Source organism: Aeromonas sp. QDB68 (genome assembly GCF_027707405.1).
GTDB classification, from domain to species: Bacteria; Pseudomonadota; Gammaproteobacteria; order Enterobacterales; family Aeromonadaceae; genus Aeromonas; species Aeromonas caviae.
Map to the genome: position 1 here is coordinate 1 of NZ_JAPCIQ010000062.1, position 25,322 is coordinate 25,322.

General features: G+C 62.5%; 25 protein-coding genes, 1 other RNA gene and 1 pseudogene. 8 read left to right on the forward strand and 19 right to left on the reverse strand.

Features of this window, described 5'->3' with window-relative positions; translation table 11 throughout:
- Positions 1-49: 49 nt before the first annotated feature.
- The 3 genes from PG892_RS15735 to smpB form a co-directional block, all read right to left on the reverse strand.
- Positions 50-1,801: a tyrosine-type recombinase/integrase gene (locus PG892_RS15735; RefSeq protein ID WP_270825568.1), complete on the reverse strand. Its 1,752-nt coding sequence runs from the start codon at positions 1,799-1,801 to the stop codon at positions 50-52.
- Positions 1,802-1,874: 73 nt separating this feature from the next.
- Positions 1,875-2,234, reverse strand: a transfer-messenger RNA (tmRNA) gene (gene ssrA, locus PG892_RS15740).
- A gap of 122 nt (positions 2,235-2,356) precedes the next feature.
- Entirely contained in the window at positions 2,357-2,845 is a 489-nt protein-coding gene (gene smpB, locus PG892_RS15745) for an SsrA-binding protein SmpB (RefSeq protein WP_010673973.1), read from the reverse strand.
- 248 nt (positions 2,846-3,093) lie between these two features.
- Here smpB and PG892_RS15750 point away from each other — a divergent pair, with 248 nt between their 5' ends.
- The gene (locus PG892_RS15750; protein ID WP_010673974.1) at positions 3,094-3,528 is read left to right on the forward strand and encodes an SRPBCC family protein; all 435 of its coding nucleotides are present in this window, start codon (positions 3,094-3,096) and stop codon (positions 3,526-3,528) included.
- Positions 3,521-3,877 (forward strand): RnfH family protein, encoded by a 357-nt coding sequence (locus tag PG892_RS15755; RefSeq protein WP_039039886.1) that lies wholly within the window; start codon positions 3,521-3,523, stop codon positions 3,875-3,877. Before PG892_RS15750 ends, PG892_RS15755 begins: the two co-directional genes overlap by 8 nt.
- A 67-nt stretch (positions 3,878-3,944) precedes the next feature.
- Here PG892_RS15755 and PG892_RS15760 read toward each other — a convergent pair whose 3' ends face one another.
- The 3 genes and pseudogenes from PG892_RS15760 to yiaY all read right to left on the reverse strand — a co-directional run bounded on the left by PG892_RS15760 (position 3,945) and on the right by yiaY (position 6,302).
- Complete coding sequence (locus PG892_RS15760; protein ID WP_041212681.1) at positions 3,945-4,580, reverse strand: NAD-dependent epimerase/dehydratase family protein; 636 nt, start codon at positions 4,578-4,580, stop codon at positions 3,945-3,947.
- A gap of 100 nt (positions 4,581-4,680) precedes the next feature.
- Positions 4,681-5,019 (reverse strand): outer membrane protein assembly factor BamE, encoded by a 339-nt coding sequence (locus PG892_RS15765; protein ID WP_029314185.1) that lies wholly within the window; start codon positions 5,017-5,019, stop codon positions 4,681-4,683.
- A gap of 132 nt (positions 5,020-5,151) precedes the next feature.
- Positions 5,152-6,302: pseudogene (yiaY, locus tag PG892_RS15770) on the reverse strand (L-threonine dehydrogenase).
- A gap of 392 nt (positions 6,303-6,694) precedes the next feature.
- On the opposite strand from yiaY, the gene udp reads away from it, so the two are divergent.
- Complete coding sequence (gene udp, locus PG892_RS15775) at positions 6,695-7,450, forward strand: uridine phosphorylase (RefSeq protein ID WP_010674037.1); 756 nt, start codon at positions 6,695-6,697, stop codon at positions 7,448-7,450.
- 121 nt (positions 7,451-7,571) lie between these two features.
- On the opposite strand, the gene PG892_RS15780 is transcribed toward udp, so the two are convergent.
- Complete coding sequence (locus PG892_RS15780; RefSeq protein WP_161653435.1) at positions 7,572-8,336, reverse strand: RluA family pseudouridine synthase; 765 nt, start codon at positions 8,334-8,336, stop codon at positions 7,572-7,574.
- 161 nt (positions 8,337-8,497) lie between these two features.
- On the opposite strand from PG892_RS15780, the gene rihA reads away from it, so the two are divergent.
- Positions 8,498-9,433 carry a pyrimidine-specific ribonucleoside hydrolase RihA gene (rihA, locus tag PG892_RS15785; protein ID WP_048207269.1) on the forward strand — a complete coding sequence of 312 codons (936 nt, stop codon included), beginning with the start codon at positions 8,498-8,500 and terminating at the stop codon, positions 9,431-9,433.
- 29 nt (positions 9,434-9,462) lie between these two features.
- Positions 9,463-9,939, forward strand: a complete 477-nt coding sequence (locus PG892_RS15790; protein WP_045525252.1) for a hypothetical protein — start codon at positions 9,463-9,465, stop codon at positions 9,937-9,939.
- Between the two features lie 96 nt (positions 9,940-10,035).
- Here PG892_RS15790 and PG892_RS15795 read toward each other — a convergent pair whose 3' ends face one another.
- From PG892_RS15795 to PG892_RS15805, 3 genes are all read right to left on the reverse strand, one after another.
- A complete protein-coding gene (locus PG892_RS15795; RefSeq protein WP_039039881.1) occupies positions 10,036-10,332 on the reverse strand; it encodes a winged helix-turn-helix domain-containing protein in 297 nt (98 codons plus the stop codon).
- Positions 10,329-10,859 (reverse strand): DUF1523 family protein, encoded by a 531-nt coding sequence (locus PG892_RS15800; RefSeq protein WP_039039880.1) that lies wholly within the window; start codon positions 10,857-10,859, stop codon positions 10,329-10,331. Before PG892_RS15800 ends, PG892_RS15795 begins: the two co-directional genes overlap by 4 nt.
- A gap of 177 nt (positions 10,860-11,036) precedes the next feature.
- Positions 11,037-12,659: a methyl-accepting chemotaxis protein gene (locus PG892_RS15805; RefSeq protein WP_109112419.1), complete on the reverse strand. Its 1,623-nt coding sequence runs from the start codon at positions 12,657-12,659 to the stop codon at positions 11,037-11,039.
- Between the two features lie 164 nt (positions 12,660-12,823).
- Here PG892_RS15805 and PG892_RS15810 point away from each other — a divergent pair, with 164 nt between their 5' ends.
- Positions 12,824-13,456 carry a LysE family translocator gene (locus PG892_RS15810; protein WP_029314220.1) on the forward strand — a complete coding sequence of 211 codons (633 nt, stop codon included), beginning with the start codon at positions 12,824-12,826 and terminating at the stop codon, positions 13,454-13,456.
- Between the two features lie 126 nt (positions 13,457-13,582).
- Here the strand turns inward: PG892_RS15810 and PG892_RS15815 are convergent, their stop codons facing one another.
- The 7 genes from PG892_RS15815 to PG892_RS15845 all read right to left on the reverse strand — a co-directional run bounded on the left by PG892_RS15815 (position 13,583) and on the right by PG892_RS15845 (position 19,779).
- On the reverse strand, positions 13,583-14,686 hold the full coding sequence (locus tag PG892_RS15815; RefSeq protein WP_223915964.1) for a beta-N-acetylglucosaminidase domain-containing protein: 1,104 nt from the start codon (positions 14,684-14,686) through the stop codon (positions 13,583-13,585).
- A gap of 45 nt (positions 14,687-14,731) precedes the next feature.
- On the reverse strand, positions 14,732-16,459 hold the full coding sequence (locus PG892_RS15820) for a potassium/proton antiporter (protein ID WP_010674047.1): 1,728 nt from the start codon (positions 16,457-16,459) through the stop codon (positions 14,732-14,734).
- A 268-nt stretch (positions 16,460-16,727) separates the two neighbouring features.
- Complete coding sequence (locus tag PG892_RS15825) at positions 16,728-16,874, reverse strand: hypothetical protein (RefSeq protein ID WP_010674048.1); 147 nt, start codon at positions 16,872-16,874, stop codon at positions 16,728-16,730.
- Complete coding sequence (locus tag PG892_RS15830; RefSeq protein WP_223915966.1) at positions 16,874-17,560, reverse strand: M15 family metallopeptidase; 687 nt, start codon at positions 17,558-17,560, stop codon at positions 16,874-16,876. The genes PG892_RS15825 and PG892_RS15830 overlap by 1 nt, the downstream gene beginning before the upstream one ends.
- Positions 17,561-17,589: 29 nt before the next feature.
- Entirely contained in the window at positions 17,590-18,717 is a 1,128-nt protein-coding gene (dapE, locus tag PG892_RS15835; RefSeq protein ID WP_010674050.1) for a succinyl-diaminopimelate desuccinylase, read from the reverse strand.
- Between the two features lie 22 nt (positions 18,718-18,739).
- The gene (locus PG892_RS15840) at positions 18,740-19,090 is read right to left on the reverse strand and encodes an ArsC family reductase (RefSeq protein WP_039039874.1); all 351 of its coding nucleotides are present in this window, start codon (positions 19,088-19,090) and stop codon (positions 18,740-18,742) included.
- 374 nt (positions 19,091-19,464) lie between these two features.
- Positions 19,465-19,779: a hypothetical protein gene (locus tag PG892_RS15845; protein WP_010674057.1), complete on the reverse strand. Its 315-nt coding sequence runs from the start codon at positions 19,777-19,779 to the stop codon at positions 19,465-19,467.
- Positions 19,780-20,064: 285 nt separating this feature from the next.
- On the opposite strand from PG892_RS15845, the gene dcuC reads away from it, so the two are divergent.
- Positions 20,065-21,441 (forward strand): C4-dicarboxylate transporter DcuC, encoded by a 1,377-nt coding sequence (gene dcuC / locus PG892_RS15850; RefSeq protein ID WP_270825569.1) that lies wholly within the window; start codon positions 20,065-20,067, stop codon positions 21,439-21,441.
- A gap of 140 nt (positions 21,442-21,581) precedes the next feature.
- Positions 21,582-22,721 carry a M20 family metallopeptidase gene (locus PG892_RS15855; protein ID WP_270825570.1) on the forward strand — a complete coding sequence of 380 codons (1,140 nt, stop codon included), beginning with the start codon at positions 21,582-21,584 and terminating at the stop codon, positions 22,719-22,721.
- Between the two features lie 70 nt (positions 22,722-22,791).
- Here the strand turns inward: PG892_RS15855 and PG892_RS15860 are convergent, their stop codons facing one another.
- On the reverse strand, positions 22,792-23,448 hold the full coding sequence (locus PG892_RS15860; protein ID WP_043155241.1) for a hypothetical protein: 657 nt from the start codon (positions 23,446-23,448) through the stop codon (positions 22,792-22,794).
- Between the two features lie 127 nt (positions 23,449-23,575).
- Positions 23,576-24,919, reverse strand: a complete 1,344-nt coding sequence (locus tag PG892_RS15865; RefSeq protein ID WP_043155239.1) for an anaerobic C4-dicarboxylate transporter — start codon at positions 24,917-24,919, stop codon at positions 23,576-23,578.
- Between the last annotated feature and the right edge of the window lie 403 nt (positions 24,920-25,322).

Here is a 25,322-nt window from a genome sequence, read left to right on the forward strand (position 1 = left end):
ATGACTCATGATGAACCCTGTTCCATGGCTCCAGATGACAAACATGATCTCATATCAGGGACTTGTTCGCACCTTCCTTAGCATTTCGCCAATTCAACCAATTAATCCCGGTCAGGTCACAACCGAAGTCGACGCTATTTATGACGTTGCGCAGCGCTGCACAAGCCTCCTGCATCCGTGGGCTATAACTGACATTTGGCTTGATATAGTCCACCGTCGCGCCTAAATCCCTAGGCGCTGGCAAGCCGTAGGTTTTGCGTAGATCGACGCCGTGTCCCAAGATCATCTGTATCTGTTTCAGGTCTGTGTCTGCATGGTGGGCGCATGTGGCGAAGGTATGCCGCAGGCTGTGAAAGCTGATTTGTTGATCTGTTTTCCAAATGTCGAGCCTCGCCAGAAGTCCCGCCCCCTGTTCGTAGTTGAACCACTTGCCCAATGAGGCCGAGTAATTCTTCGCACTCTTGCCGCCACCATGCACCCAGTCCGGAAACAGTCTCGCGTCGTCACCAGACCTCCGCGCCCAGTCCACTAATTGCATAAAGCCCGCGTTTAAGACCACGTTAGGGATCGGGATTATGCGCTCGGCGTTGTCAGTTTTGGTGCCCGGTACGTTGAGCATGATGACGCTGCCCACGTCCACCACGTGTGCCACGGTGAGCCGCCCGATCTCGTCACCACGCATCCCGGTAGTCAGGCCGAGCAATGGCACCCAAAAATGCCAATCTTTCGGCTGTTCACGGGGGTATTTACCCTCGGCTCTCCAGAGTCCATTAACGAGTTTGTCCAGTTGCTCCGGAGTGAAGGGTCGCCCGCGCTCCTGATAACCTGCATCGTTCTTTACCGGAGTCAGCATATCGCTGAAATCCTCGGTGACATATCGCTCGGTCTTGAGCCATCGGAGGAAGGGTCTGACATCGTTGAAGTGGGTCAACTGCCCTTGTTCGGACAAAGGTGGAAGGCCATGTTTGCTTAAGCTCAGGTACCAGTTACGCCGCAGCACGGAATCGTCGGGGCGCTCCTTCCAGACCGCCTTTTTCGGGAGATCTTTGGGGAAGGTGCGGATAACTTCTCGATAGTGGGTAATATCGGCGGCACCAAGCGCCGTGCTGTCCAGCGGGCCGAGAATGTCGAGAAAACGTGCAAGATTGCTCTTGCGTTGGCTCATGGAACTGGATTCGTGCTTCTTTACGTGTTCGCTATATTCGTTGAATCGGGCCACCAGCCATTCCAACGATTGACCGGGCGCAGAAGGGGCAACCAAGGCACTACCGACGGGCACCGGCTCGGCGTTGAGCGTTGTTGGCAACGAGGCGAGAGCGTCCGCCGTCCGCCGGGCTTCAATGAGCTGGCCTTGTGTCCGCTGGGCAATGCCAACCGCAGTACGGGCCAGCTCCTTCGCCTTCTGAGTCACAGCCTGAGCTGTCGCCAGCTCCTTGCGAGAGCGCAGTGCTGCAAGACGCTGCTCGTTAATCTGGTCTTGCAGTGCGGCCAACTGCTCCCCGAGCCGGATTTGTTCTCTTTTCGCGGCGATCTTCGCCTTCATGATTTCTGAGATTTCAGCCATGTTTACTTCCTGATCGACTTCCTGATCGACTTCCTGAACTAATGCCAATAATTCGTCGAGCAGGAGCCTGCCAATTTTGAAAGCATGGATCCACAATTCTCCCGTTTTAGCGCGATTTTTTGTGCCCAGTGAGAAGCGAGTCTCACGGGGAGCGCCGTACTGGCGGAGGGATGGGGGGAAGATCAGGCGGTAGCAGTAGACACCACAGCGGTTTTTGATGAGACCGGGATAGAGCATATGTGACACCTCAGTGTGTCACTCCCTGACCAGCTATAAAGAAAAAGCCCTGACGAATCAGGGCTTTAGAAGGTGGTGGAGCTGGGGGGATTTGAACCCCCGTCCAAAATTACTACATCCTCGGTACTACATGCTTAGTCACTCTTTACATTCGCCAACACGCTGCGGAGAGACACGCCACGCATTGACTAGCTCGATTGGTTTTAATGCTTCCGCCCCGAGCAGGACTTCCACACGATCCTGTGAAGGATGACCTTCCATTTCCCTAGGACACAGGCAAGCTAGGGGAGAAGGGCTCAGCGCAGGTTATTAAGCTGCGAGTGCGTAGTTTTCGTCGTTTGCGACTATTTTTTTGCGGTTTATTAACGAGGCCTACCGCACCTCGGCATGCACCTTGGGTTTCGTGAATCTTGTCGAATCCAGAATCAGCCCCAAGTTGTCAAAAGGGATTGTACGCAAAAATCCTGTCATGGCAAGGCGTTGATGGCAATCGACCGGCCTTGGCCGGTCGATTGCTGGTTTATTGGTCGCCGCATGGGGGCCGGCGGCGCACAATCAACCGCGGTGCTTGTTCTTCATGATGCGGGCCTTCTCACGGTCCCATTCCCGTGCTTTGGTGTCTTCCCGCTTGTCGTGCTCTTTCTTGCCTTTCACCAGGCCGATCTCGACCTTGACCCAGCACGCTTTCCAGTAGAGGGCCAGCGGCACTATGGTGTAGCCCTGACGAGCGGTCAGGCTCTCGAGCTTGTCGAGTTCACGGCGACTGAGCAGCAATTTGCGGGTGCGGGTCGGATCGCATACCACGTGGCTGGAGGCGGCGTTCAGCGGCAGGAAGCTGGAGCCGAACAGGAAGGCTTCCCCCTGCATGAAGATGACATAGGCTTCGCTGATGTTGGCCTTGCCCGCCCGCAGGGACTTCACTTCCCACCCTTGCAGGGACAGACCGGCTTCCACGCGCTCTTCGATGAAGTACTCGTGACGGGCGGTTCTGTTGAGTGCAATGGTGCTGGACCCGGCTTTGTTTTTACTGTTCTTTTTGCTCATGACGGGGGCCTTAGGCAATGTTTAGGAAGGCGCATTATACGTGGGTGGCGGCGGCTGTAAAACGCACAGCGCTCCGAGTGGCGGCTTTGTGAGCAGTTCGATGACGATTTTGAGGGAAGGGCGGGGCGAGAGCAGGCCACACTGGCCGGAAAGTGTGCGATTGCCCTGCTTGGTGACCCGCGAACAGTTTCGGCGGTGATTTTGGCTGACAAGGTGATAAAATCGGGCCGATTGGATGAGGAAAACCCATGCCCCGTATTACTCGCAGTGCCCTGGTGATGTTCAGCGCGGAACAGATGTTCCGGCTGGTCAATGATGTTGATGCCTATCCTGAGTTCCTGCCCGGCTGTGTCGGCAGCCGTGTTCACGAGTCAGGTGAAGACTACATGATGGCCTCGGTCGATGTGGCCAAGGCGGGTATCGCCAAGACCTTTACCACGCGCAACCAGCTCGATGCCAATCGCACCATCAAGATGGAGCTGGTGGAGGGGCCTTTCAGCAAGCTGGCGGGATGGTGGACCTTCACGCCCCTGGACGTGGATGCCTGCAAGGTGGAGTTCGATCTCGACTTCGAGTTCACCTCCAAGCTCATTGAGCTGGCCTTTGGCCAGATCTTCCGCGAGCTGGTGAGCTCCATGGTGCTTGCCTTCTCCAATCGTGCCAAGGTGGTTTACGGTGTCTGAGCTCCTCAATATCGAAGTGGCCTATGCCCTGCCCGAGCGGCAGACGGTGCTGTGCATCCGGGTCGCGCCCGAGACCAGCGTGCTGGCGGCCATCGAACAGTCCGGCATCCTGCAAAAGCACCCGGAGATCGACCTGTCGGTCAACAAGTTCGGTATCTACAGCCGTCCGGTGAAGGGCACAGAGTCGGTGCAGGAGGGGGATCGCATCGAGATCTACCGCCCTCTCATCGCCGATCCCAAGGAGATGCGCAAGAAGCGGGCGGAAAAAGCCAAGGAAGAGGGGCGTGCCGATGTGGTCACCGGCGGGCGGCCCGATGTGCACCGCAAGCGAGACGATGCCGGCACCTGACGGGTGATGGGTTGTGACAAGGGGCGCCGTGGCGCCCCTTTGTGATCGTCTCGCCCGGCACGGGGCATCACAGGGTGAGCAGGCGCTCGTTTTCCACCGTCTCTATCCCGCTCTCCTGGATGGCAAGGCGCGCCATGGCGTGCGCCACCTGACTGGCCTCGATGGCACGCCAGCGACGCAGCGACCCGCGCAGCAGGGGCTTTACCAGCGGATAGATGGCCTGGATGATCTGCTCCGAACGGCGCGCAGGTTCTCGATGGCCGAGCAGCATGGCCGGGCGCAGGATGACGAGCCGCTGCCACTCCTGGGCCAGCAGGGCCTGCTCCATCTCGCCCTTGGTGCGGGGATAGAGGGCAGGGGAACCCGGGTTGGCGCCCAGACTGGAGACCACCAGCAGGCGGCGGCAGCCGTGGCGACGGGCGAGCGCGGCAAAGGCCAGCACATAGTCGAGATCGACCCGGCGAAATGCCTCGGCCGAGCCGGCATCCTTGCGGGTGGTGCCAAGGCAGCAGAAGGCAATATCCACAGGGGAGGGCAGCGTCAATCTGTCCAGCGCGTCGAACGAGGTGGGCAGCCAGGTGCGTCCCGGAGCGGGGTCGCCCGGTTTGCGGCAGAGCAGGAGGAGGTCGTGCTCCGTCCCCAGCTCGCGCAGCAAGGCTTTGCCAATCAGACCGGTGGCGCCGGCAATCAGGAATCGACTCATGATGATCTCCTCGGGGCAATGAGGCATCCAGAGTGTGGCCCGGCGACATCGCCGGGGCCAGAGAGAACAAAACCGGCAGAAGCCGGTTTTGTAATGTCATCTAGAGCGGTGTGGTGAAGGCGGCAGGGAGAGGGAAATCACCGGTCACGGTGGCCAGTCTGTCACCCACGAAGTTGAGGGTCAGCTCCTTGCGCTCCTTGTCGCCCCGACCGGGCTGGAACTCATAGAGGTAGTACCAGGTGTTGGGGTCAAAGCTGTCGCGCAACATGGGAGAACCCAGCACGAACTCGACCTGTTCGCGGGTCATGCCCTGGCGCAGCTTGTCGACCTGCTTTTGTTCCACATAGTTGCCCTGGGGAATATCGATGCGATAGACCAGGCTGCAACCGGACAGGGTGAGGGCGGTCAGGGCCGCGGCAATCAGGTGTTTCATCCGCATATCGGGTTCAGATCATCCATACAGTCTTTTTAGCTCGGCAAATCATACCCACTCCCCGTGCGGAAGTAAAAAGCCATTGATCCATCAGCCAATAAAAAGGACCGCGTGGCGGCCCTGGCAGATCTTGCCCCCTTACATGGCGGCGCGGAAGATGGCGACGATCTCCGCGTGAGTCGCCTGCCTGGGGTTGGTGAGACCACAGGCATCCTTGAGCGCATTGTTGGCCAGCACGTCGAGGTCGTCGGCCCTGACCCCGAGCTGCTCCAGACCGGCGGGGATCTTGACGTCGCGAGCCAGTTGCCGGATGGCGTCAATGGCTGCCGCCGCACCCTGCTCATCGCTCATGGCGCTCACATCCACCCCCATATGACGGGCCACATCCTTGAGCCGGCCGGCGCACACCCGGGCGTTGTAGGCCTGGACATGGGGCAGCAGCACCGCATTGCACACCCCGTGGGGCAGGTCGTAGAAGCCCCCGAGCTGGTGAGCCATGGCGTGCACATAGCCCAGGCTTGCGTTGTTGAAGGCCATGCCGGCCAGGAACTGGGCATAGGCCATCTGCTCACGGGCATGGAGATCCTCCCCCTGATGCACGGCGGTGCGAAGGTGTTCGGCAATCAGTGCGATGGCCATCACGGCGCTGGCATCGGTGACCGGGGTGGCGGCGGTGGAGACATAGGCCTCGATGGCGTGGGTCAGGGCATCCATGCCGGTGGCGGCGGTGAGGCCGGCGGGCTTGGCCAGCATCAGTTCCGGGTCGTTGACCGACATCAGCGGCGTGACGTGCTTGTCGATGATGGCCATTTTCACCTGACGGGATTCGTCGGTAATGATGCAAAAACGGGTCATCTCGGAGGCGGTGCCGGCGGTGGTATTGATGGCGATGAGCGGCAACTGCGGCTTGGCGGAGCGATCCACCCCCTCGTAATCCTTGATGCTGCCCCCATTGGCGGCCACCAGGGCGATGCCCTTGGCGCAGTCGTGGGTGAGCCGCCGCCGAGCGAAATGACGCAGTCGCAGCCGTGGGCCCGGATCATCGCAAGACCCGCCTCGACGTTGGCCACGGTGGGATTGGGTCTGGTCTCGTCGAACACCACGGCGTCGATGCCGTGCTCGGCCAGGAGGGCGGCGAGCCGGCCCACCACGCCAATCTGGCCCAGGATCTTGTCGGTGACGATGAGCGCCTTGCGATAGCCATGTCCTTGGATATCCGCTGCCGCTTCCTGCAGGCAGCCCGCCCCCATCAGGTTGATTGCGGGAATGTAGAACTTGAATGTCGCCATGATGGACTCCGTATGATTAGCCATTAAGTGGTATGCGGGCGCCAACATAACAGCGTCGGAGGGGATGAGAAGGGGTCAATGGTATCTCGTTTGCAACTTTGTGGACTCGATCGCGCTCTTTAAATGGACGGTCGCTCAAGGCTTGACAAGGGATGGGAGAGCAAAAGGAGCGTAAAAACGTTTTTCAAGAAATTCATCATCTTAGCAAACGTTTCGCGCCATTTTTGTCAGCTTTGAAGCGCAGAAGTGTGAGGCGCATCAAGGAATTGGAAAGCGCTTTCGACCATAGTTGGCGCCTCCCCGGATGAGGGGACACCGGCTTGAAAGTACCGTAAAGAATCACCTTAACTGCACTCGGCTGCCATGCGGCGGGGCGCAACCAGGAGTCCACTATGTCTGATGTATTTCACTTGGGTTTGAAAAAAGCGGATCTGCAAGGCGCCACCCTGGCGATCGTCCCCGGTGACCCCGAGCGCGTGAAGCGCATCGCAGAGCTGTTGGACAACCCGGTGCACCTGGCCAGCCATCGTGAATTCACCACCTGGCGCGGCGAGATGGACGGCAAGGCCGTGATCATCTGCTCCACCGGTATCGGTGGCCCGTCCACCTCCATCGCGGTGGAAGAGCTGGCCCAGCTGGGTATCCGTACCTTCCTGCGCATCGGCACCACCGGCGCCATCCAGCCGCACCTGAACGTGGGCGACGTGATCGTCACCACCGGCTCCGTGCGCCTCGACGGTGCCAGCCTGCACTTCGCGCCGATGGAGTTCCCGGCAGTGGCCGACTTTGACTGCACCACCGCCCTGGTGAATACAGCCAAGGAGCTGGGCTCCAAGCTGCATGTGGGCGTCACTGCTTCTTCTGACACCTTCTACCCGGGTCAGGAGCGTTACGACACCGTATCCGGTCGCGTGGTACAACGTTTCCAGGGTTCCATGAAAGAGTGGCAAGCCATGGGCGTGCTGAACTACGAGATGGAGTCCGCGACCCTGCTGACCATGTGTACCAGCCAGGGCCTGCGTGCGGGCATGGTGGCCGGTGTCATCGTGAACCGTACCCAGCAGGAAATCCCGAACGCCGAAACCATGGCGAAAACCGAATCTGATGCCATCAAGATCGTGCTGGGCGCCGCCCGCAAGCTGATCTGATAGCCCTCTTTGTAACAAAGAGTACCGAGTGGGGGGTGGGGGCCGTTGCGAAAGCGCGGCCCCTATCTTTATCCGCCGTTTGCCCCTTTTGCCTTCCTGACCCTGCTTTCCCCCTTCTTCGTTACCCCTGTTGCACCGTCATGGCCGCCAGTGCCTGCGCAAAGGGCGCTTCACAGCAGATCTGTACCGCTTCGCCGCTCACCGGGTGCACAAAACCGAGTTCACTGGCGTGCAGCATCAGTCTGGGGGCTCGTTCGCAGCCGGGCGGGAGCAGGCCGCCATAGAGATCGCATCCCAGGATGGGATGGCCCAGCCACTGGCTGTGGATGCGCAGCTGGTGGGTGCGCCCGGTTTCCGGTACCAGCCTGACCCGGGTCAATGGCACCGGCTGGCCTGCCCCCTCCAGGGTGAGCCGCTCCATCACCCGATAGCGTGAGCGGGCGGGTTTGCCGCTGGCGGCGCAGATGCTCATCAGCGGGAACAGCGCCGGATCCTTGGCGATGGATGCGTCGATGACGCCCTCATCCACCGCCAGATGGCCGCAGAGCAGTGCCTCGTAAGCCTTGCTCACGGTGCGCTGGCTGAACTGGTGGCAGAGCAGGGCGTTGATGCTCTTGCTTTTGGCCACCACCATGACGCCCGAGGTGCCAAAGTCGAGGCGGTGCACCAGGGTGCAGCCGGGGTAATCCTGTACCAGCCGGTAATGGACCGAATCGAGGTTCTGCGGGTTCTTGCCCGAGAGGCTCAGCAGGCCGCTCGGCTTGTTGATGAGCAGCAGATGCGCATCCTCAAACAGGATCTCGATGGTGGCGGCGCAGGGCGGGGCGATGAAGGTGTCGACGATGACGGACATGGGGCAGCCGGACGATGAAGGGGGAGGGATCATACCCGAACGATTGCGGCGCGGCGAATCTGGATGTCCGCTCCCAAGGCCTGTCGCCAAGTACTTGATCTCGTTGGTTGAGGCGTTTTGTGACTCCCTCCTGAGTTCATCTGGCCATCTCTTGCTAAGGTATGGCTCCCTGTCATGTTGTAAGGAGTCTGTCCATGGCGTTGCCCGTTATTCTCGATTGCGATCCCGGCCACGATGATGCCATCGCCCTCATTCTGGCGCTGGCGAGCCCCGAGCTGAAGGTGCTGGCGGTCACCACCAGCGCGGGCAACCAGACCCCGGACAAGACTCTCAACAATGCCCTGCGCATCCTGACCCTGCTCGGCCGCGACGACATCCCGGTGGCGGCGGGGGCAGCCAAGCCCCTGGCCCGTGAGCTCATCATCGCCGACAACGTCCACGGCGAATCGGGGCTGGACGGCCCAGAACTGCCGGATCCCGCCTTTGCTCCCCGGGCGATGAGCGCCCTTGAATTGATGGCAAGGTGTCTGCGCGAGAGCCCGGAGCCGGTCACCCTGGTGCCGACCGGGCCGCTCACCAACATTGCCCTCTTGCTGGCGGCCTACCCCGAGCTCAAGCAGAAGATCGCCCGCATTGTGCTGATGGGGGGCGCCGCCGGTGCGGGCAACTGGACCCCCGCGGCGGAATTCAATATTTATGTGGATCCCGAAGCGGCCGATATGGTCTTCAAGTCGGGGCTGCCCATCACCATGTGCGGGCTGGACGTGACCCACGAGGCCCAGGTGATGGACGAGGATATCGAGCGGGTACGCGCCATTCCCAACCCGGTGGCGCAGTGCGTGGCACAGCTGCTCGACTTTTTCATGATCTATCATCGGGATCCCAAGTGGGGATTTGCTGGCGCGCCGCTCCATGACCCCTGTACCATCGCCTGGCTGCTGGCGCCCTCCCTGTTTCACGGGGTGGAGTGCCGGGTCGATATCGAAACCGGCGGAACCCATACCCTGGGGATGACGGTGGTGGATCGCTACGACCTGACCGGCAAACCGGCCAATGCCCTGGTGCTGCTGGGGCTCGACAGAGTCGGTTTCATCGAGTTGCTGGTGCAGCGACTGCGCTCATTTGGTTGACATCCTGGACATCGGATAAGGGGTTGGGAATGTGGAAAGGGACGTTGGCGCTGCTGACATGCATGCAACTGACGGGTTGCGCGACCCCGTTCGAGAAGATGTGGCAGGGGCTGGCGACCTGCGAGCTGGACACCCTTCATCTCGACATCGAGACCGGGCGCCCGGCCAATCCGCAGCTCGCCATGTATACCCCTGACAAGGTGAGCGAGGGCTTTGCCTGGTACAAGGTCCATCAGGAGTTGCACGGCCTGCCCATCGTCGGTTTCCTGGTGCCGGCCTCCACCTTCGAGGTACATGCCCTCTTCGTGGATACCCCCATCGCCAATGCCCGCAGGCTGACACATAACGCCTATGGCAGCGAATTTTCCGACGAGAGGCTGCATGACGAGGGGATGGCCCCCCTGTTGCTGCGCGACCCCAACAATCCCAAGCGCTCCATCATCGACTGCACCCGGGGTGAGTCGGCGGAGCCGCTGCCGGAAGCGTCTTTCGGCGAAGGGGAGTGAGCCCGGGGGAGGGCAACGGGATATCAGGCCAGACAAGAAAGGGGCCAGCCGCAAGGCTGGCCCCTTCTCTATGGGAGCAGACCCGGGTCCGGGGTGTCAGGGATACCCCAGGGTCTGCCTGATGACGGGAAGCTGCGCAGCAATCCAGGCCGGATTGATGGGCCCCCAGTCGCTGATGCGGTAGTGCCCCTGCAGATGGCGAGCCCCCTCGGTCTGCTCGAAGGCGCACTGGATGTCGAGCTCCGCCAGGGCGCTGAGGGTGTCCTGGGCGGTGCGGCGCGGCATGCCGGTCGCCTCCATGATGGCGGGCACGGTGTCCGTGCCCTGACTGATGAGGTGAGCCACGTAGAGCCGGCGATAGAAGCTGGTGCGGGTCTTGCTCGGCTCGCTCATATCTCGTCCTCGAGGCGATCGAAGTAGCGCCAGGTGGCGATGGCCGCCTTGCCCATCACCAGGGCCCAGACACCGAACCAGAACCAGCGGAAGAAGCTCCAGGTGGAGGCATCGGGCTCGGTGCTCGCGATCTTGGTGACGTTGGGGAACATGGAGAACATGTTCACGCGCCAGCCGTAGGAGGTGATGATGGCCAGGCGTTTTTCGAACTCCATGGACTTGGCCTTGGCCTGGACGTCGGCGGCGTTGAACTTGAAGTAGAAGGGCCAGCCCCATTCGGTGTCTTCATTGCGAAACACCCGGATCTTCTCGCCGGGGCGCTCGGTGTAGATGTAATAGACGTCGGTGGTGGGGCCGTCAGCCGGGTTCTTCTGGCTGATGGGGCCATCCTTGTCGGTGCGCTTCACCTCCACCCCGGTGATGGTGGCGATGGTGTGTTCCGGCAGATAGAAATCGAGCCAGAGTGCGGAGAGCAGGGCGATGAGGCCGAGCGTGATAAAAGCGGGTTTCTTGAACTTCAGGCTCATGATGATCTCTCGATGAGGGGGAGTGACGTGCCTCTACCATACCCACATTTGCGAATGCAGCCCAGCCCCCAATGACACCTTGATGGCAAAAACCCGTTTTAAACAGGAGGCGTGAAGGGGAGGGGCAAGTGCGGGGCCAGCGCCGGGCCCCGCGGTATCGAAGAGATCCTCGCAGTATCAGAGCTGGAACTGGGCGAGCTGCCTGCGCTGCTGCTCGGCGAGCTGTGACAGTTCGTGACTGGCGGCGGCACTCTGGCTGATGCCGGCAGCGTTCTGGTTCACGATCTCGTGGATGTTGGTGAGGTTGCGGCTGATGTCGGCGGTGACGCAGGATTGTTGTTCTGCCGCGGTCGCCACCTGGGCGTTGGCACCGTTGATCTGGTTGACCGCGTCAGTGATGCCCCCCAGCAAGGCCTGTACCTCGGCGGAGAGCTGCCGGTTGTGGCCGAGGATCTCCAGGGTCTGCTGCACGCCGCTGTTGGCGGAGAGGGACTGGCTCTGCAACTGCTCGATGATGGCCTGGATCTCCTTGGTGGAGTCCTGGGTACGGGCAGCCAGCAGGCGCACTTCGTCGGCCACCACCGCAAAGCCGCGGCCGCTTTCACCGGCGCGGGCCGCCTCGATGGCGGCGTTGAGGGCCAGCAGGTTGGTCTGCTCCGAAATGCTCTGAATGACTTCGATCACCTTGCCGATCTGCTCGGACTGGGACTTGAGCCTGGCCACCACAGTCGCGGCGTTCTCCAGACTGCCCGCCATGCGGCCGTTGGCCTCGATGCTTTCGGCAAACAGGGCCAGCCCCTGCTCGACCCGACTGTTGGCATCCCGGGCCAGCTCGTCGGCCAGGGCGGCGTTGTGGTTGACGTTGTCGGCGGTGCTGGCCAGCTCGGTGACGGCGGAGGCCACCTGTTCGGTCTCACCCCGCTGCTGCTGGGCGTTGACCTCTGCCTGGGTCATCACAGCGGCAAGCTCGGTGGCGGCGGAGGCCACATTGCCGCTGATGCCGGTCAGGGTCTGGATGGTGTTGGCAAGCTGGCTCAGGGTCCGGTTGATATCCCTGGCGAGCTGGCCCAGCTCGTTGTTGCCTTCGGCATTGGCACGCACGTTGAAGCGGCCGAGGGCGACGGCGTGCATCACCTCCTGCAACTGGCCGATGGGCTGCACGATGCGCCCGGAGATCCACCAGCCACCCAGCAGGGCCGCGATCAGGGTGCCCCCCATCAGCAGCAGGGTGCGCAGCAGGGTCGCGCGGTCGTGGGCCTGCTCCTCGGCAATCTCAGTCTGGGTCAGCTGATTGATGTGGACGGACATGGCATCGATCTGCTTGATGAGCGCCTCCCCCAGATCGCGAAAGTGCAGGCGGGCCTGCTCATAGGCGGCGGGATCGCCACTGCCTTGGTACTTGGCGGTCAGCAGGGGCAGCATGCTGCTGCGGGTATGGCCGAGGTAGGCCTGCAGGGCGGCCGCGACCTGACGGTTGTCCTGCTCGGCACCGGTGACAACCAGTCTGGTCAGGATGGCGCCAATCTCCTGTTCGGCGGCGGAGAGCTGGGCCGGCAACTGGGCGAAGAGGGCCTCATCGTAGAGGCCGTAGATGGCGTTGGTGCGCAGCCGGTAGGTGGCGTGGATCAGGGCCGCAATGTCGTCCTTGTGGCGGGTGACGCTGGCGGTGGTTTCATTCATGTCCTGAATGGCACCGTCGATTTCCTGTTTGCTGATCACGGCCATCAGCAGCATCAACAGGCTGGCGAGCAGGAGAGGGATAAGCACTTGAAGACGAATGGACAGATTATTCAATGACATGAAAGATCCTAACCCGAAAGAGGAGTGAGGCGGTATCTTACACAGACGCGACAATCCTTGTCACAGGGTTTTTAATGCTGAATTCTTGCTGAATGAAAAGGTTTTTCTTGTGTTAAAAGAGTGTGATAGGCAAGATCGTCTGCTTGTTACCCTGGAGGTGTAGTGTGTCCGACTGGATTGATCCCGCCATCTTGGCGCTCTTTATTCCCACGTTCTTTTTTGTCTCAGTAACCCCCGGTATGTGCATGACCCTGGCGATGACCCTGGGCATGAGTCTGGGGGTGCGCCGTACCCTGCACATGATGTGGGGGGAGCTTGTCGGCGTCGGCCTGGTCTCCGTGCTGTCGGTGGTCGGGGTGGCGGCAGTCATGCTCAACTACCCGGCCCTGTTCTCAGCATTCAAATATGTAGGTGGCGCCTACCTGGTCTGGCTTGGCATCCAGATGTGGCAGGCCAAGGGCAAGATGGCCATCCCGGCGGATCTCTCGGCGGGCCAGCAGACCAGCTCCATGGGGCTGGCCGTGCAGGGGTTCGTGACCGCCATCGCCAACCCTAAGGGGTGGGCCTTCATGGTCTCCCTGCTGCCCCCCTTCATCAATGCGGCCAAGCCGATGGCACCCCAGATAGGGGCCCTGGTCGCGCTCATCCTGGTCATCGAGTTCTCCTGCCTGATGCTCTATGCCAGCGGTGGCCGCACCTTGCGCCATTTCCTCGCCAAGAGCGGGAATGTCACTCTGATGAACCGGATCGCGGGCTCTCTCATGCTGTTTGTCGGGGTCTGGCTGGCCTTCGGCTAAACACCCGCTCCATCTGCCGCCCTATGTGACGCCATGGGGCACCTGAAGAGAGATCATGCAAAAAGGCCACCTCCCTGCCCGGGAGGTGGCCTTTTACATGGGCCCGTTTTTCATGGACTCATGGGGTCAGTCGGTCAGGCAGTCCGGATCGAACACGTATTCCCCGGCCAGCCAGCGCAGGATCTCGTTCACGCAGGCCTGATCCTGGAACGGCAGGTAGCGGCTCTTGAGGTGGATGACCTGCTCGGGGGTGAGCTGGGCCAGACCGATGTCCTGGAAGAGCGGCAGGTCGGCCTGGATCATGGCGGAGATCTGCGGCCCGCAGGTGGCGTTGAGAGAGGCGTGCAGCGCCTTGTCAGGATCGTACTGCTTGCCGAGCTTGTAGCTCATGGGCAGGGTGGCGAGCGGCAGGGCCGAGAGGGCCGCCTGCTTCATGGGATTGACCGCATGGCCGCTCACGAGATCCGCCAGCTCTGCCGGACGGTTTTCGAAGGCGCGCAGGTGCAGGAAGCTGCTCGCCTTGCTGCCGTCATTGACCGGATAGTTGTCCCACAGGAAGGGCTTGCGATGGAGCCAGTCGGCGGCCTGTTTGAGGTGGGCAGCCGGATACTCGGTGGAGCAGACTTTGGGGCCGGTCCAGAAGACATCGATGCGCTTGTCGAGCCCCTGACCCAGATCCTGCAGATAGTGGGGGGGCATGGCACCAAACACCTTCTCCAGCACCGGATCCGTGCTGTAGTAGCTGGGGCAGAACAGCAGGCGGCCTGCGTCGGTGTGGGCCGCGATGTCGTGGGCGATGGTGAGCTGCCAGTGGGCGAGATCAGGGGTGTCCCCCTTCATGTCGTCAAACAGGATCGCCAGGATATCGGGCTTGAGCGCCTCCTCGATGAGCCTCACCTTCTCCAGCAGGGCGGGTCGCTGGCGGGCATAGTCGTGATGGGCCCCCATGGGGCTCAGGCCCACCCCGAAGGCCAGACCGTTCTCCCGGCACTGGCGGGCGAGCTGGCACAGGGCTTCAAGCTGGTCGGCGGGCCAGGGGGTGGCCCAGTACTTGCGCAGGTAGCCGTCTTCCTTGGGGGCGTAGAGGTAGAAGCCATAGCCGTGGCGGGGCAGCCACTGGGCGTAGCGGGCACGGGCTTCCCAGCTCCAGCCCTTGCCAAAGAAACCCTCGATGAGGCCCAGCTTGGGCGAGGGAGGATACAGACCGGACAACAGGGTTTGATAAGGCATGGTTCACTCCCTTCTCACACAAATGCGGGCTACGATGGCCGGCGCCTAGACGGGGTCTTCTTCCAGGAAGCGTACCCCTATCTTGCGGGGTTCACCCTCTTCCATTTCCGCCACCGTCCAGAGCAGTCCCTGCCAGGCGACATGGTCACCGACCACCAGATTATCGCCCAACTGGTGGGCAATAAAATCGCCGAGGCTCTGATCCGCCACCTCGCTCACATCCAGCCCGTAGAGCGGGGCGAGATCCACCAGCCTGGCGTTGGCCTCCAGCAAGAAGTCACCGAAGAAGCGCGGGCCCAGATCCTGCTCCGGCGCCTGGCTGAAGAGCTGACCGAGGGCGGGCAGGTCGTGCTCGTGGCCGATGACGCAGAGGATGTCATCGGATTGCAGGCAGGTACTGCCCGAGGGGTGGAGCAGCTCCTGGCCGCGGAACAGGGCGCAGATGCGGGTGCCCTGAGGCATGCGCAGCTCCCGCAAGGGGGAGCCGATACACCACTTCTCGGCGCTCAGGCGATAGACGAAGGTTTCCCACTGGCTGTCGAGATCGATTTCCAGCCCAGAGCGGTTGATGGGAGAGGGCGGTGCGGGCACCTCCACTCGCGCCAGCTTTGATGCCAGCGGCAACGAGCTGCCCTGCAGGATCAGCGAGACCAGCACCACGAAGAAGGCGACATTGAAGTAGAGCTGGGCATTGGGCAGCCCCGCCATCATGGGGAAGACCGCCAGGATGATGGGCACGGCGCCGCGCAGCCCCACCCAGGAGATGAACCAGCGCTCGCGCGGCGCGAAGTTCTTGAACGGCAGCAGTCCAATCCAGACCGACACCGGACGGGCAAACAGGATCATCCACATGGCCAGGGCCAGCGCCGGCAGGGCGATGGGCAGCAACTTGTGGGGAGAGGCGAGCAGCCCCAGCACCAGGAACATGCCGATCTGGCTGAGCCAGGTCAGGCCGTCCAGCACGGAGAGGGTGGTGCTGCGGCTGCGCAGGGAGAGGTTGCCGAGCAGCAGGCCGGTGAGGTAGATGGCGAGGATGCCGCTGCCCCCCACCGCCGTGGTGAGGGCGAAGATGAGCAGGCCGCCGCTCACGGTGAGCAGGGGATAGAGACCGGGGGCGAGCTTGGCACTGTTGATGAGCTTCCACAGCAGCCAGCCCCCCGCAAGGCCGATGCCAGCGCCCAGCCCGAACTGCTTGACGAGTTGCAGCAGCAGGAAGCCGGCATCCAGCCCCTGCTGGGCGGTGGCCAGCACCTCGATCAGGGTGACGGTGAGAAAGACCGCCATGGGATCGTTGCTGCCCGATTCAATCTCCAGGGTGGCGCTGACCCGCTCGTTGAGGCTGCGCCCGCCGAGCAGGGAGAAGACTGCCGCCGCATCGGTGGATCCGACGATGGCACCGATGAGCATCCCCTGCATCAGGTTGAGGTCGAACAGCCAGGCGGCGGCGAGGCCCGTGAGGCCGGTGGTGATGGCCACCCCGACCGTGGCCAGCGAGAGCGCGGGCCAGAGCGCGACCCGAAAGGAGGAGACCCGGGTGCGCATGCCGCCGTCCAGCAGAATGATGGCCAGTGCCAGGTTGCCCACCAGGTAGGCGACCGAGTAGTCGGCGAAGTGGATGCCGCCGGGACCATCCTCACCCGCCAGCATGCCGACGGCGAGGAAGATGACCAGGATGGGGATGCCGACTCTGGAGGAGAGTGCGCTCAACAGGACACTGGCACCCACCAACAGGGCACCGATGAAGAAGAAACTGTTGACGGTGGTAGCATCCAATGGCGAACTCCTTATGGCGGGCTGCAAAACAGGCACATTATATGCAGATTGACCCCCTTTGTGTGGCTTAATTGTGCATTGTTTTGCAGTTTTTTACGTTTGTTGCGCAGTTTTCAAGCAGGGTGAGGGCGGCGTGCCCGCGCGGGAAAGCGCAGGGAAAGGGGGCAATGGATGGGGCTTTCAGTGCAGGCAGAGGGGGGCGGCAGAGGGCGAAAAAATGCCGTGGACGGGAAGGGGGCAGGAGCGCCGACGGGCTCCTGCGAGGGGGTCAGTCGTCCTCGTCGTCCTTGACCTCCCGGATCTTGTCCTTGTACTTGGGCAGCTGTTTCTCGAGCTGCTTCATGTCCTTGATGGCGTTGAGAAACAGGCCGAGCAAAAACAGCAGCGGCAAGCCTATCCATAACCACAAGCTCATCAGAATCTCCTTTCGTGGTGTGCCGGGGTGACATAGCGGGCCAGGATCTCGTCGAGATGAGCCAGGATGCACTCCTTGCCTTCAATATCCGCCCCTTCCAGACAAAGCGCCAGCGCCACCGGATCCAGGGCCAGCCCGTCGGATTCGGGCGCGAAGCTCAGGTGCCAGGGCTCGTAGGCCACCCCCTGATCCGGTTGCTCCCCTTTTGCATAGGGCAGGAAGAAGCCGAAGTCGTTCATGTGATCGTCCAGCCATTCGCGCAAATCGGCAAACCAGCCGCCCGCCTCGTACTCCCAGGGTTCCAGCGCGAGCCGGGTGCCGGCGGGCAGGCAGTCCGGATCGTAGATGTCGAGATCCGTGCCCCAGTGATGGCGGCTGGTGCCGGGCAGGGCGCTCCAGTGCAGGATGGCGTGCAGTCGCTCGGTCTCGCCCAGTTGCAGGGCATCGAGGGGCTGGTTGTGCGCATCCAGCAGAGGGCGCTCCCCGCGCCATTTGCCGTTCCAGATGGCGAGCTGGCGCTCGAAGCCGCGCCAGCTGGAGGCCGCCTGCAGGTTGAAACCGGCATGGGCGGCAGCCACCTGCATGTCGTTGAAGGCCGCCGCGGTGGCGGCGGTCAGACGATGGGGGCCGCGCCCCACCAGGATGAGGTGGCTCTCATCCAGCCCAAGCAGTTGATCCTGATTCATGGTCTGGTCTCTCTTGTCCGGAGCACCGCTCATGCCAGCAGTCGTGCCAGCACCCCTTGGTACATGTCCGCCAGCAGATCCAGATCGTCCGCCTTCACGCACTCGTTCACCTTGTGGATGGTGGCGTTGACCGGGCCGAGCTCGATGACTTCCGCCCCGGTGGGAGCAATGAAGCGCCCATCGGACGTGCCCCCCGTGGTGAGCAGGGCCGGCTGCTGGCCGTTCACTGCCGCCACGGCGGCGACGGTGGCGTCCAGCAGGGCGCCGGTGTCCGTCAGGAAGGGCTGGCCGGAGAGGGTCCACTTCAGCTCGAAGTCCAGGCCGTGACGGGTCAGCAGCGCCTCGACCCGCTCGCGGATAGCCGCATCGGTGAGCTCGGTGCTGAAGCGGAAGTTGAACTGGACCTGCAACTCCCCCGGAATGACGTTGGAGGCGCCGGTGCCGCCCTGGATGTTGGCGATCTGGAAGCTGGTGGGGGGGAAGTAGGCGTTGCCCTTGTCCCACTCGATGGCGGCGAGCTCCGCCAGCGCCGGGGCCGCCTTGTGGATGGGGTTGTCCGCCAGATGGGGGTAGGCGACGTGGCCCTGCACCCCGCGCACCAGCAGATCGCCGGTGATGGAGCCGCGACGGCCGTTCTTCACCACGTCCCCGACCTGGGCGGTGGAGGAGGGCTCGCCGACGATGCACCAGCGGATCTTCTCGTTGCGTGCCTCCAGGGTGTCGATGACGCGTACCGTGCCGTTGATGAAGGGCCCCTCTTCATCCGAGGTGATGAGAAACGCGATGGAGCCCTTGTGGTCCGGGTGCTCGGCCACGAAGCGCTCGGTCGCCACCACCATGGCGGCCAGAGACCCCTTCATGTCGGCGGCGCCCCGGCCATGGAGCATGCCGTCCTTGATGGTTGGCTCGAATGGCGGGGTGTCCCACTTCTCCAGGGGGCCGGCGGGTACCACGTCGGTGTGGCCGGCGAAGCAGAAGAGGGGACCCTCGCTGCCACGGCGTGCCCAGAGGTTGGTGGTGTCCTCAAAGACCATGGGTTCGATGACGAACCCCAGGCGTGCGAGGCGCTCCGCCATCAGGGTCTGGCACCCTTCATCCAGGGGGGTCACGGAGGGGCGGCTGATCAGATCCTTGGCCAGTGTGATGACGTCCGACATCGGTGTTCCTTAACAGAAAAAGTTAACGGGAGAAGAGGGATTGATAGAGGTCTGCCTTGAAGCCCAGGGTTAGGGTACCGTCCTGGTCCAGCAGCGGGCGCTTGATCATGGCCGGGTGGGCCAGCAGCAGGTCACGGGCCTTGGCGGTGTCGAGCCCCTGTTTTTCTGCTTCCGGCAGGGCGCGGAAGGTGGTGCCACGGGTGTTGAGCAGGGCTTCCCAGCCCAGCTTGGCGAGCCAGAGATCGAGCTGTTCCGGGCTCAGACCGTCGGCGCGGTGATCATGAAAGCGGTAATCGATACCCGCCTCCTCCAGCCACTTGCGGGCCTTCTTGATGGTGTCGCAGTTCTTGATGCCATAGAGGGTGGTGGCCATGGGGGATCCTTTGTCTGCGGGCCGGCGGCCCTGAAATCGTGCAAGGGCCCGATTCTGGCATTGTGGTCTCCCCATGGCAACGCTCATGGCCGGATGGGCTGGTTTTACCAGTCAGGCTGAGTGGAGAAGAGAGGGGGCCGCGCGCCAGAACACGCTGGTCTGGGACGGGATGCGCTGCGGTATCAAAGGGGGAGACCGAGGGAGGAGGCCCTTATGCTGCACACCTGGCCGGATAGGACGACAGGGGGCAGGGAGCCTCACAGGGAAGCACACCTGGCCGGATGGGGCCGCTGGGGCCGGGGAAGAAACGGCGGGGGCCAAAAACCAGAACGCGCCTGCTGGTCTGGGCGCGTTCCGGATTCAGGGGGCGGCACTCAGTGCAGGGTGGTCCACTCGTGATCGAAGACCCGTGCCCGCTCCCAGGGGGCATCCGGCAGGCTGGAGGAGAGGCCGGCGTATTTGCCCACGTCATCCATCACGATGGCGGAGAGAATGGGCAGGTGATTTTCGGTGCAATACATGCGGATGCGTTGCAGCAGGGTGCGCAGTTCATCCTGGCACTGCTCCAGCCCGGCCTGCCTGGCCAGTTTGGAGTAACGAATGGTGGTGCGTTCCTTTGCAGACTCGACGAGGATGTCCCACAGCTTGCAGTCGCAGGTCGGGGTGCCTGCGGTGGCTTGGTTTGTCATAACTCTCTCCGGTGCGAAATGGTCGCTCTGTGTCGACGGGCATCTTGGCCAGTTCACCCCGGCGGGATGTTGATCCAACGCAAACAAAGTGGCGGTTGTCGGTCAGGGATACCCTGGGGAGCATTCTAGATCCAGTTATGTGATGTTAAATGTTGTTTTTTATTTTATTTTCGGAATAAAAATCTACAACCGTTTGCTTTTTTCATCTTTATTGATGGTGATCAAGAGGAAAGGGGAGATCCCCCACTAGATTGCGCTTCTCGATAATCTTGTCAGGAGTGCACCTTGGAACTCGTCTTCGTCTTGCTCGTGCTGATCGCCGTGGTCTACGGCATCGTCAAGGATTACAACCCGCAGGCGGTGCTGGCGCTGGCGGGCATGGCCCTCTTCACCGTCGCCTACTGGCTGGGATTGCACCCCATTCTGCCCGCCGACAAGAGCACCGGCTTCGCCCTGTTCGATCTGTTCGAGGTGTTCAAGGGGATCTTCTCCTACCGGGCGGCGGGGCTCGGCCTCACCATCATGGCGGTGGCCGGCTTTGCCACCTACATGTCCCATGTCGGCGCTTCCCAGGCCCTGGTGCGGGTGGCGGTCAAACCGGTGGCGGGCATCCAGTCCAGCTACCTGATGCTGGCCATCTGCTACCTGGTGGCGGTCTTCGTCTCCCTGTTCGTCACCTCCGCCACCGGCCTCGGCCTGCTGCTGATGGTCACCATGTATCCGGTGATGCGCAACCTCGGCATCAGCCCGGCTTCCGCCTGCGGCGTCATCGCCACCTCCCAGGCGTTCGAAATCGGCCCGACCCAGACCAACGCCATCTTCTCCGCCGGTCAATCCGGCATGGATCCCACCAGCTACTTCGTCGACTACCAGATCTGGCTGGTGGTCCCCATGCTGCTGGTGACCATGGTGCTGCACTTCTTCTGGCAGCGGCACTGTGACCGCCAGGAGGGCTGGGATCCGGCCCTGCATCGCGGCGAACACGCCGAGCTTGACGAAAAAGGGGCGGACGAGGTGGCGGCGCCGACCTGGTACGGCCTGCTGCCCATCATCCCCTTCGTGCTGATGATGACCTTCTCCAAGCTCCTGGTGACCAGCATCAGCGTCAGCGTGGAGGTGGCCATGCTGCTGTCGGTCTTTATCGGCATGCTGTGCGAGCTGCTGCGCACCCGCTCGGTGCGCACCGCCTTTGCCGGGCTCTCCAGCTTCCTCGACGGCATGGGCAAGGTGTTCGGCCCCGTGGTGGCGCTCATCGTCTGTGCCGAGCTCTTCGCCGAATCCCTCAAGGCCATCGGCGCCATCGACACCCTGCTCCATTCTGCCAGCAATGCCGGCATCGGCAGCGGCCTGATGACCCTGGTGATGGTGGGGCTCATCATGGTGGCGGCGGTCATCATGGGCTCGGGCAACGCAGCCTTCCTCAGTTTCTCCTCCCTGGCCCCCGCGGTGGCAGCCAAGTTTGGCGTGCCGGCGGTGACCATGCTGCTGCCGATGCAGCTCGCCTCGAGCATCGGCCGCACCGTCTCCCCCATCGCGGCGGTGCTCATCGCCTGTGCGGGCATCGCCAAGGTCTCTCCCTTCGTGGTGGTCAAGCGCACCAGCGTGCCCATGGCGGGGGCCCTGGTGACGGCGCTGCTCCTCAACTATCTGCTGTTCATGTAAAGGCTCTGGTGTAGTAGAGGCGGCGGCCAGTTGATCCACGCTGGCCGACCGCCGTTGACGAGGCGGCGTCGAGTGCCCGCCCACTCTTATCGTTGCAAAAACAGTCTGTGTTTTACGCAGATTGTTCCATGGAGAAGACAATGAACGACCTCACGCGCCCGTTCTCCCTCGATACCTATCTGGCGGATCTCGCCCCGCTCATCAACCTCGACTGCGGCACCCGCACCCCGGCCGGGGTGGCCCGGGTCGCCGATATCATGACCGAGAAATATGAGGCCATCGGCTGGCAGGTGACCCGCCACCAGTTCGCCGCCGAGTGCGGCCCCTGCCTCGAGGCAACCAATGCCCCGGGGGCGGATCACTACGACGTCATGCTGGTGGGCCACATGGACACCGTCTTCCCCGAGGGGACGGCGGCCAAGCGACCGCTGAAAATCGAAGGCAATCAGGCCTTTGGCCCCGGCGTCTCGGACATGAAGAGCGGCCTGCTCTCTACCTGGTATGCCTTGAAAGAGCTGGACCCGGCCGTGCTGGCCAGGCTCAAGGTGCTGGTTTGCTGCAACTGCGACGAGGAGATTGGTTCCCCCTGGTCCAAAGAATGGCTGGTGAAAAAAGCCAAACAGAGCGGCTGCGTGCTGGTGGCCGAGGCGGCCCGCCCGAGCGGGGATCTCATCAGCGCCCGCAAGGGCAATGCCAAGTACCGCATCACCTTCCACGGCAAAGCCTCCCATGCAGGCTCGGCCCTGGCACAAGGGGTCTCCGCCATCACGGAGCTGGCCCACTGGGTGCTCGCCATCAACCAGCAGGTCAACATGGAGACCGGCACCACCATGAACGTGGGGGTGGTGCAGGGCGGTACCGGCGTCAACGTGGTGCCCGACTTTGCCGAGGCGATCGTGGATTTGCGCTTCTGGTGCAACGAAGAGGCGCAGGCGGTGCACGACCGGCTCACCTTCATGGCCAACAACCCCTTCCTCGCCGGTTGCCGGGTCGAGGTGGCGCGCCAGAGCTTCAAGCCGGCGATGCGCCCGAGCGGCGACACCGAGGCCCTGATGGCACTGGTGGAGGCGGCAGGCAGGGAGGAGGGCGTCCCCTTCAACTGGCTGGAGGCGGGGGGCGGCTCGGATGCCAACTTCACCGCCGCCGCAGGCGTGCCGTCCCTCGATGGCTTCGGCCCCATGGGGGGCGGCTTCCACTCGGAGGCGGAATTCCTGCTGCTGGAGAGCATCGAGCCGCGCATCCGCCTGCTTAAGCGGGTGCTGGGCAAGCTGGCCAGATAGGCCGGCGTCATAGACAAGCAAAACGGGAGGCCAGTGCCTCCCGTTTTTTATGTGTCGCCATCGTGAGAGGTCATTCCTCGTCCTCCTGCAGATAGGCGAGGTGCTCCTGGCGCGCCACCTGCCAGTGGCCGAGCGTCAGCGGCGCCGCAAACCCGGGGCCGTCGGTCACCATGGTGTGGTACTCCCCCTGCTCGCCGCAGGCATCTAAGCCCCGGGTTGCCGCCAGTTGCTGCAATTCGGCCAGGGTGGTCGCATCGAGCCTGCGCCCCACCCATTCGGGGGCCAGTACCCGGGTATCGACGCAGGAGAGGTGGGAGACGATGCCGCGGGCCAGCATGTCCGCCAGCAACGCCTCGCGGGGTTGCTGCCAGAGCGGGGTGTGGACGGTGAGCCCCAGGGGGCGACAGCGCTCGCGGATCCAGTTCGGTGCGCCCCCCACGCTGTCGATGTCGCCGGTGACGACCCCATCGAGTTGCCACTCCTCTTTCAATGCCGCCAGGGCCCGCTCATAACCGAGATCGAAGGGCGCCTCGATGGTGACCAGCCGATGGGGCAGTGCGAGGGCCGCCGCCTGACGGCGAACCTGTGACAGAGGATGGGCGAGAAAGCGGGGCGCTGGCGGGGCAAAGGTGACCAGGGCCACCACCTGATGGCCCGCCTCCCGGGCGTGGCAGAGGGCCTGCATGGCATCTTTGCCGCCGCTCCAGAGCAGGATGACGCGAGACATGGGGGATTTCCGCTGAAAAAAAGAGGGCTCATGCTACCCAGAGTGGGGGGCGATGGCAAAGCGCGGGCCGGGGATGCGGGGATAAAAAAGCGGCTCCCACGGGGGAGCCGCTCGCACCGGATGCCTGTTACAGCAGGATGCTGGTCAGGATGAAGCCCAGGGTACAGGAGGTCACCACCCCGATGAGGCCCGGAATGATGAAGCTGTGGTTGATGATGAACTTGCCGATGCGGGTGGTGCCGGAGCGGTCGAAGCCGATGCAGGCGAGATCGCTCGGGTAGGTCGGCAGCACGAAGTAGCCGTAGCTCGCCGGCAGGAAGGCGATGAGCAGTTTGGGTTCGACCCCCAGCGCCAGCCCCATGGGGGCGATGGCGGTGAGCGCCGCGGCCTGGCTGTTCACCAGCTTGGAGATGAGGAAGAGCACCAGGGCGTAGGTCCAGGGCTGGGCCTGTACCACGTGGGCCAGGGTCTCCTTGAGCAGCGGCATGTGGGCCTGGAAGAAGGTTTCACTCATCCAGGCGACCCCGAACACGGAGAAGATGGCGACCATGCCCGCCTTGAAGACGGCGCCGTTGGCGATCTCCCCCGGCTTGACCTTGCAGCGCATCAGGATGATGGCGCCGGCGATCAGCATCATCATCTGGATCACCAGGTTCATGGAGAGGGGGCCCGTCTTCTCCTTGATGGTGAAGACGGGGCGCAGCGCCTCATCGGCCCCCAGCAGCACCACGGCAGCGATGGCGGCGAAGAAGATCCAGGTGGACCAGTAGGCCTCTTTCGGGAACTTGGTGTTGAGCAGGGTTTCACCACCGCCGTAGATGAAGTCGCGCTGGGCAGGTTCCTTGATCTTGGCCTGGAACTCCTCGTCCTTGTCCAGATCCTTGCCGCGGCGCAGGCTCCACAGGGCCGCCATCATGACACCCGTGAGCGAGGAGGGGATGGCCACCATCAGGATGTCGAGCAGACCGTAAGCCTGACCCACGCCGTGAGCCGCCGCCAGGATGGAGACCATGGAGACCACGGCCACCGAGACCGGCGAGGCGCAGATGGCCATCTGGGAGGCAACGGACGCCACTGCCATGGGGCGCTCCGGACGGATGTTCTTTTGCAGCGCGATGTCGGCGATGATGGGGAACATGGTGTAGACCACGTGGCCGGTGCCGCACAGGAAGGTGAGGGTCCAGGTCGTGAGCGGCGCCAGCAGGGTGATGTACTGGGGGTGGCGGCGCAGCAGACGCTCGGCCACCTGCATCATCAGGTTGAGACCGCCGGCGGTCTGCAGGGTGGCGGCGCAGCCAATGACCGCCAGTATGGTCAGCATCACCTGCACCGGCGGCTCGCCCGGCACCAGGCCGAAGACGAAGGTCAGCAGGAACAGACCGATACCGCTGATAAGACCCAGCCCCATGCCCCCGAAGCGGGTACCCAGCAGCAAGCAGCCGAGTACCACCAAAAATTCCATCAAGATCATTCCATTACCTCGTGTATTTATCCATGTCCCCATCGGCCAGCTGCCCGGGATCCGCTGTCATCAATTACCCCTGAAGGGTTAATGGACATTTTGTCACCCCTAAAGGGGTAAAAAATTGCGTTGCTTCAACAACCGGCTTTTTTCCGATTTAAGTGCATAAAAACTACGGTTCAGCCCTTGAACAGGGGACCGCCTCCTGGCGCACACCAGATAAATGACGGGAAAGATGGGGGAGAGCACAGGGTTTGGAATGCAAAAGGCGGAAATGATACCAATCGGATTAAACATTAGGTCAGTTTTATCCAATCTCGGCTACAAAGTGACATGTAAGTATTCACCGGAACAGTATTGACACAGGAAAAATGAGACGATCGTCTCTTGATCCCACTTTCCTGCTTGCTTG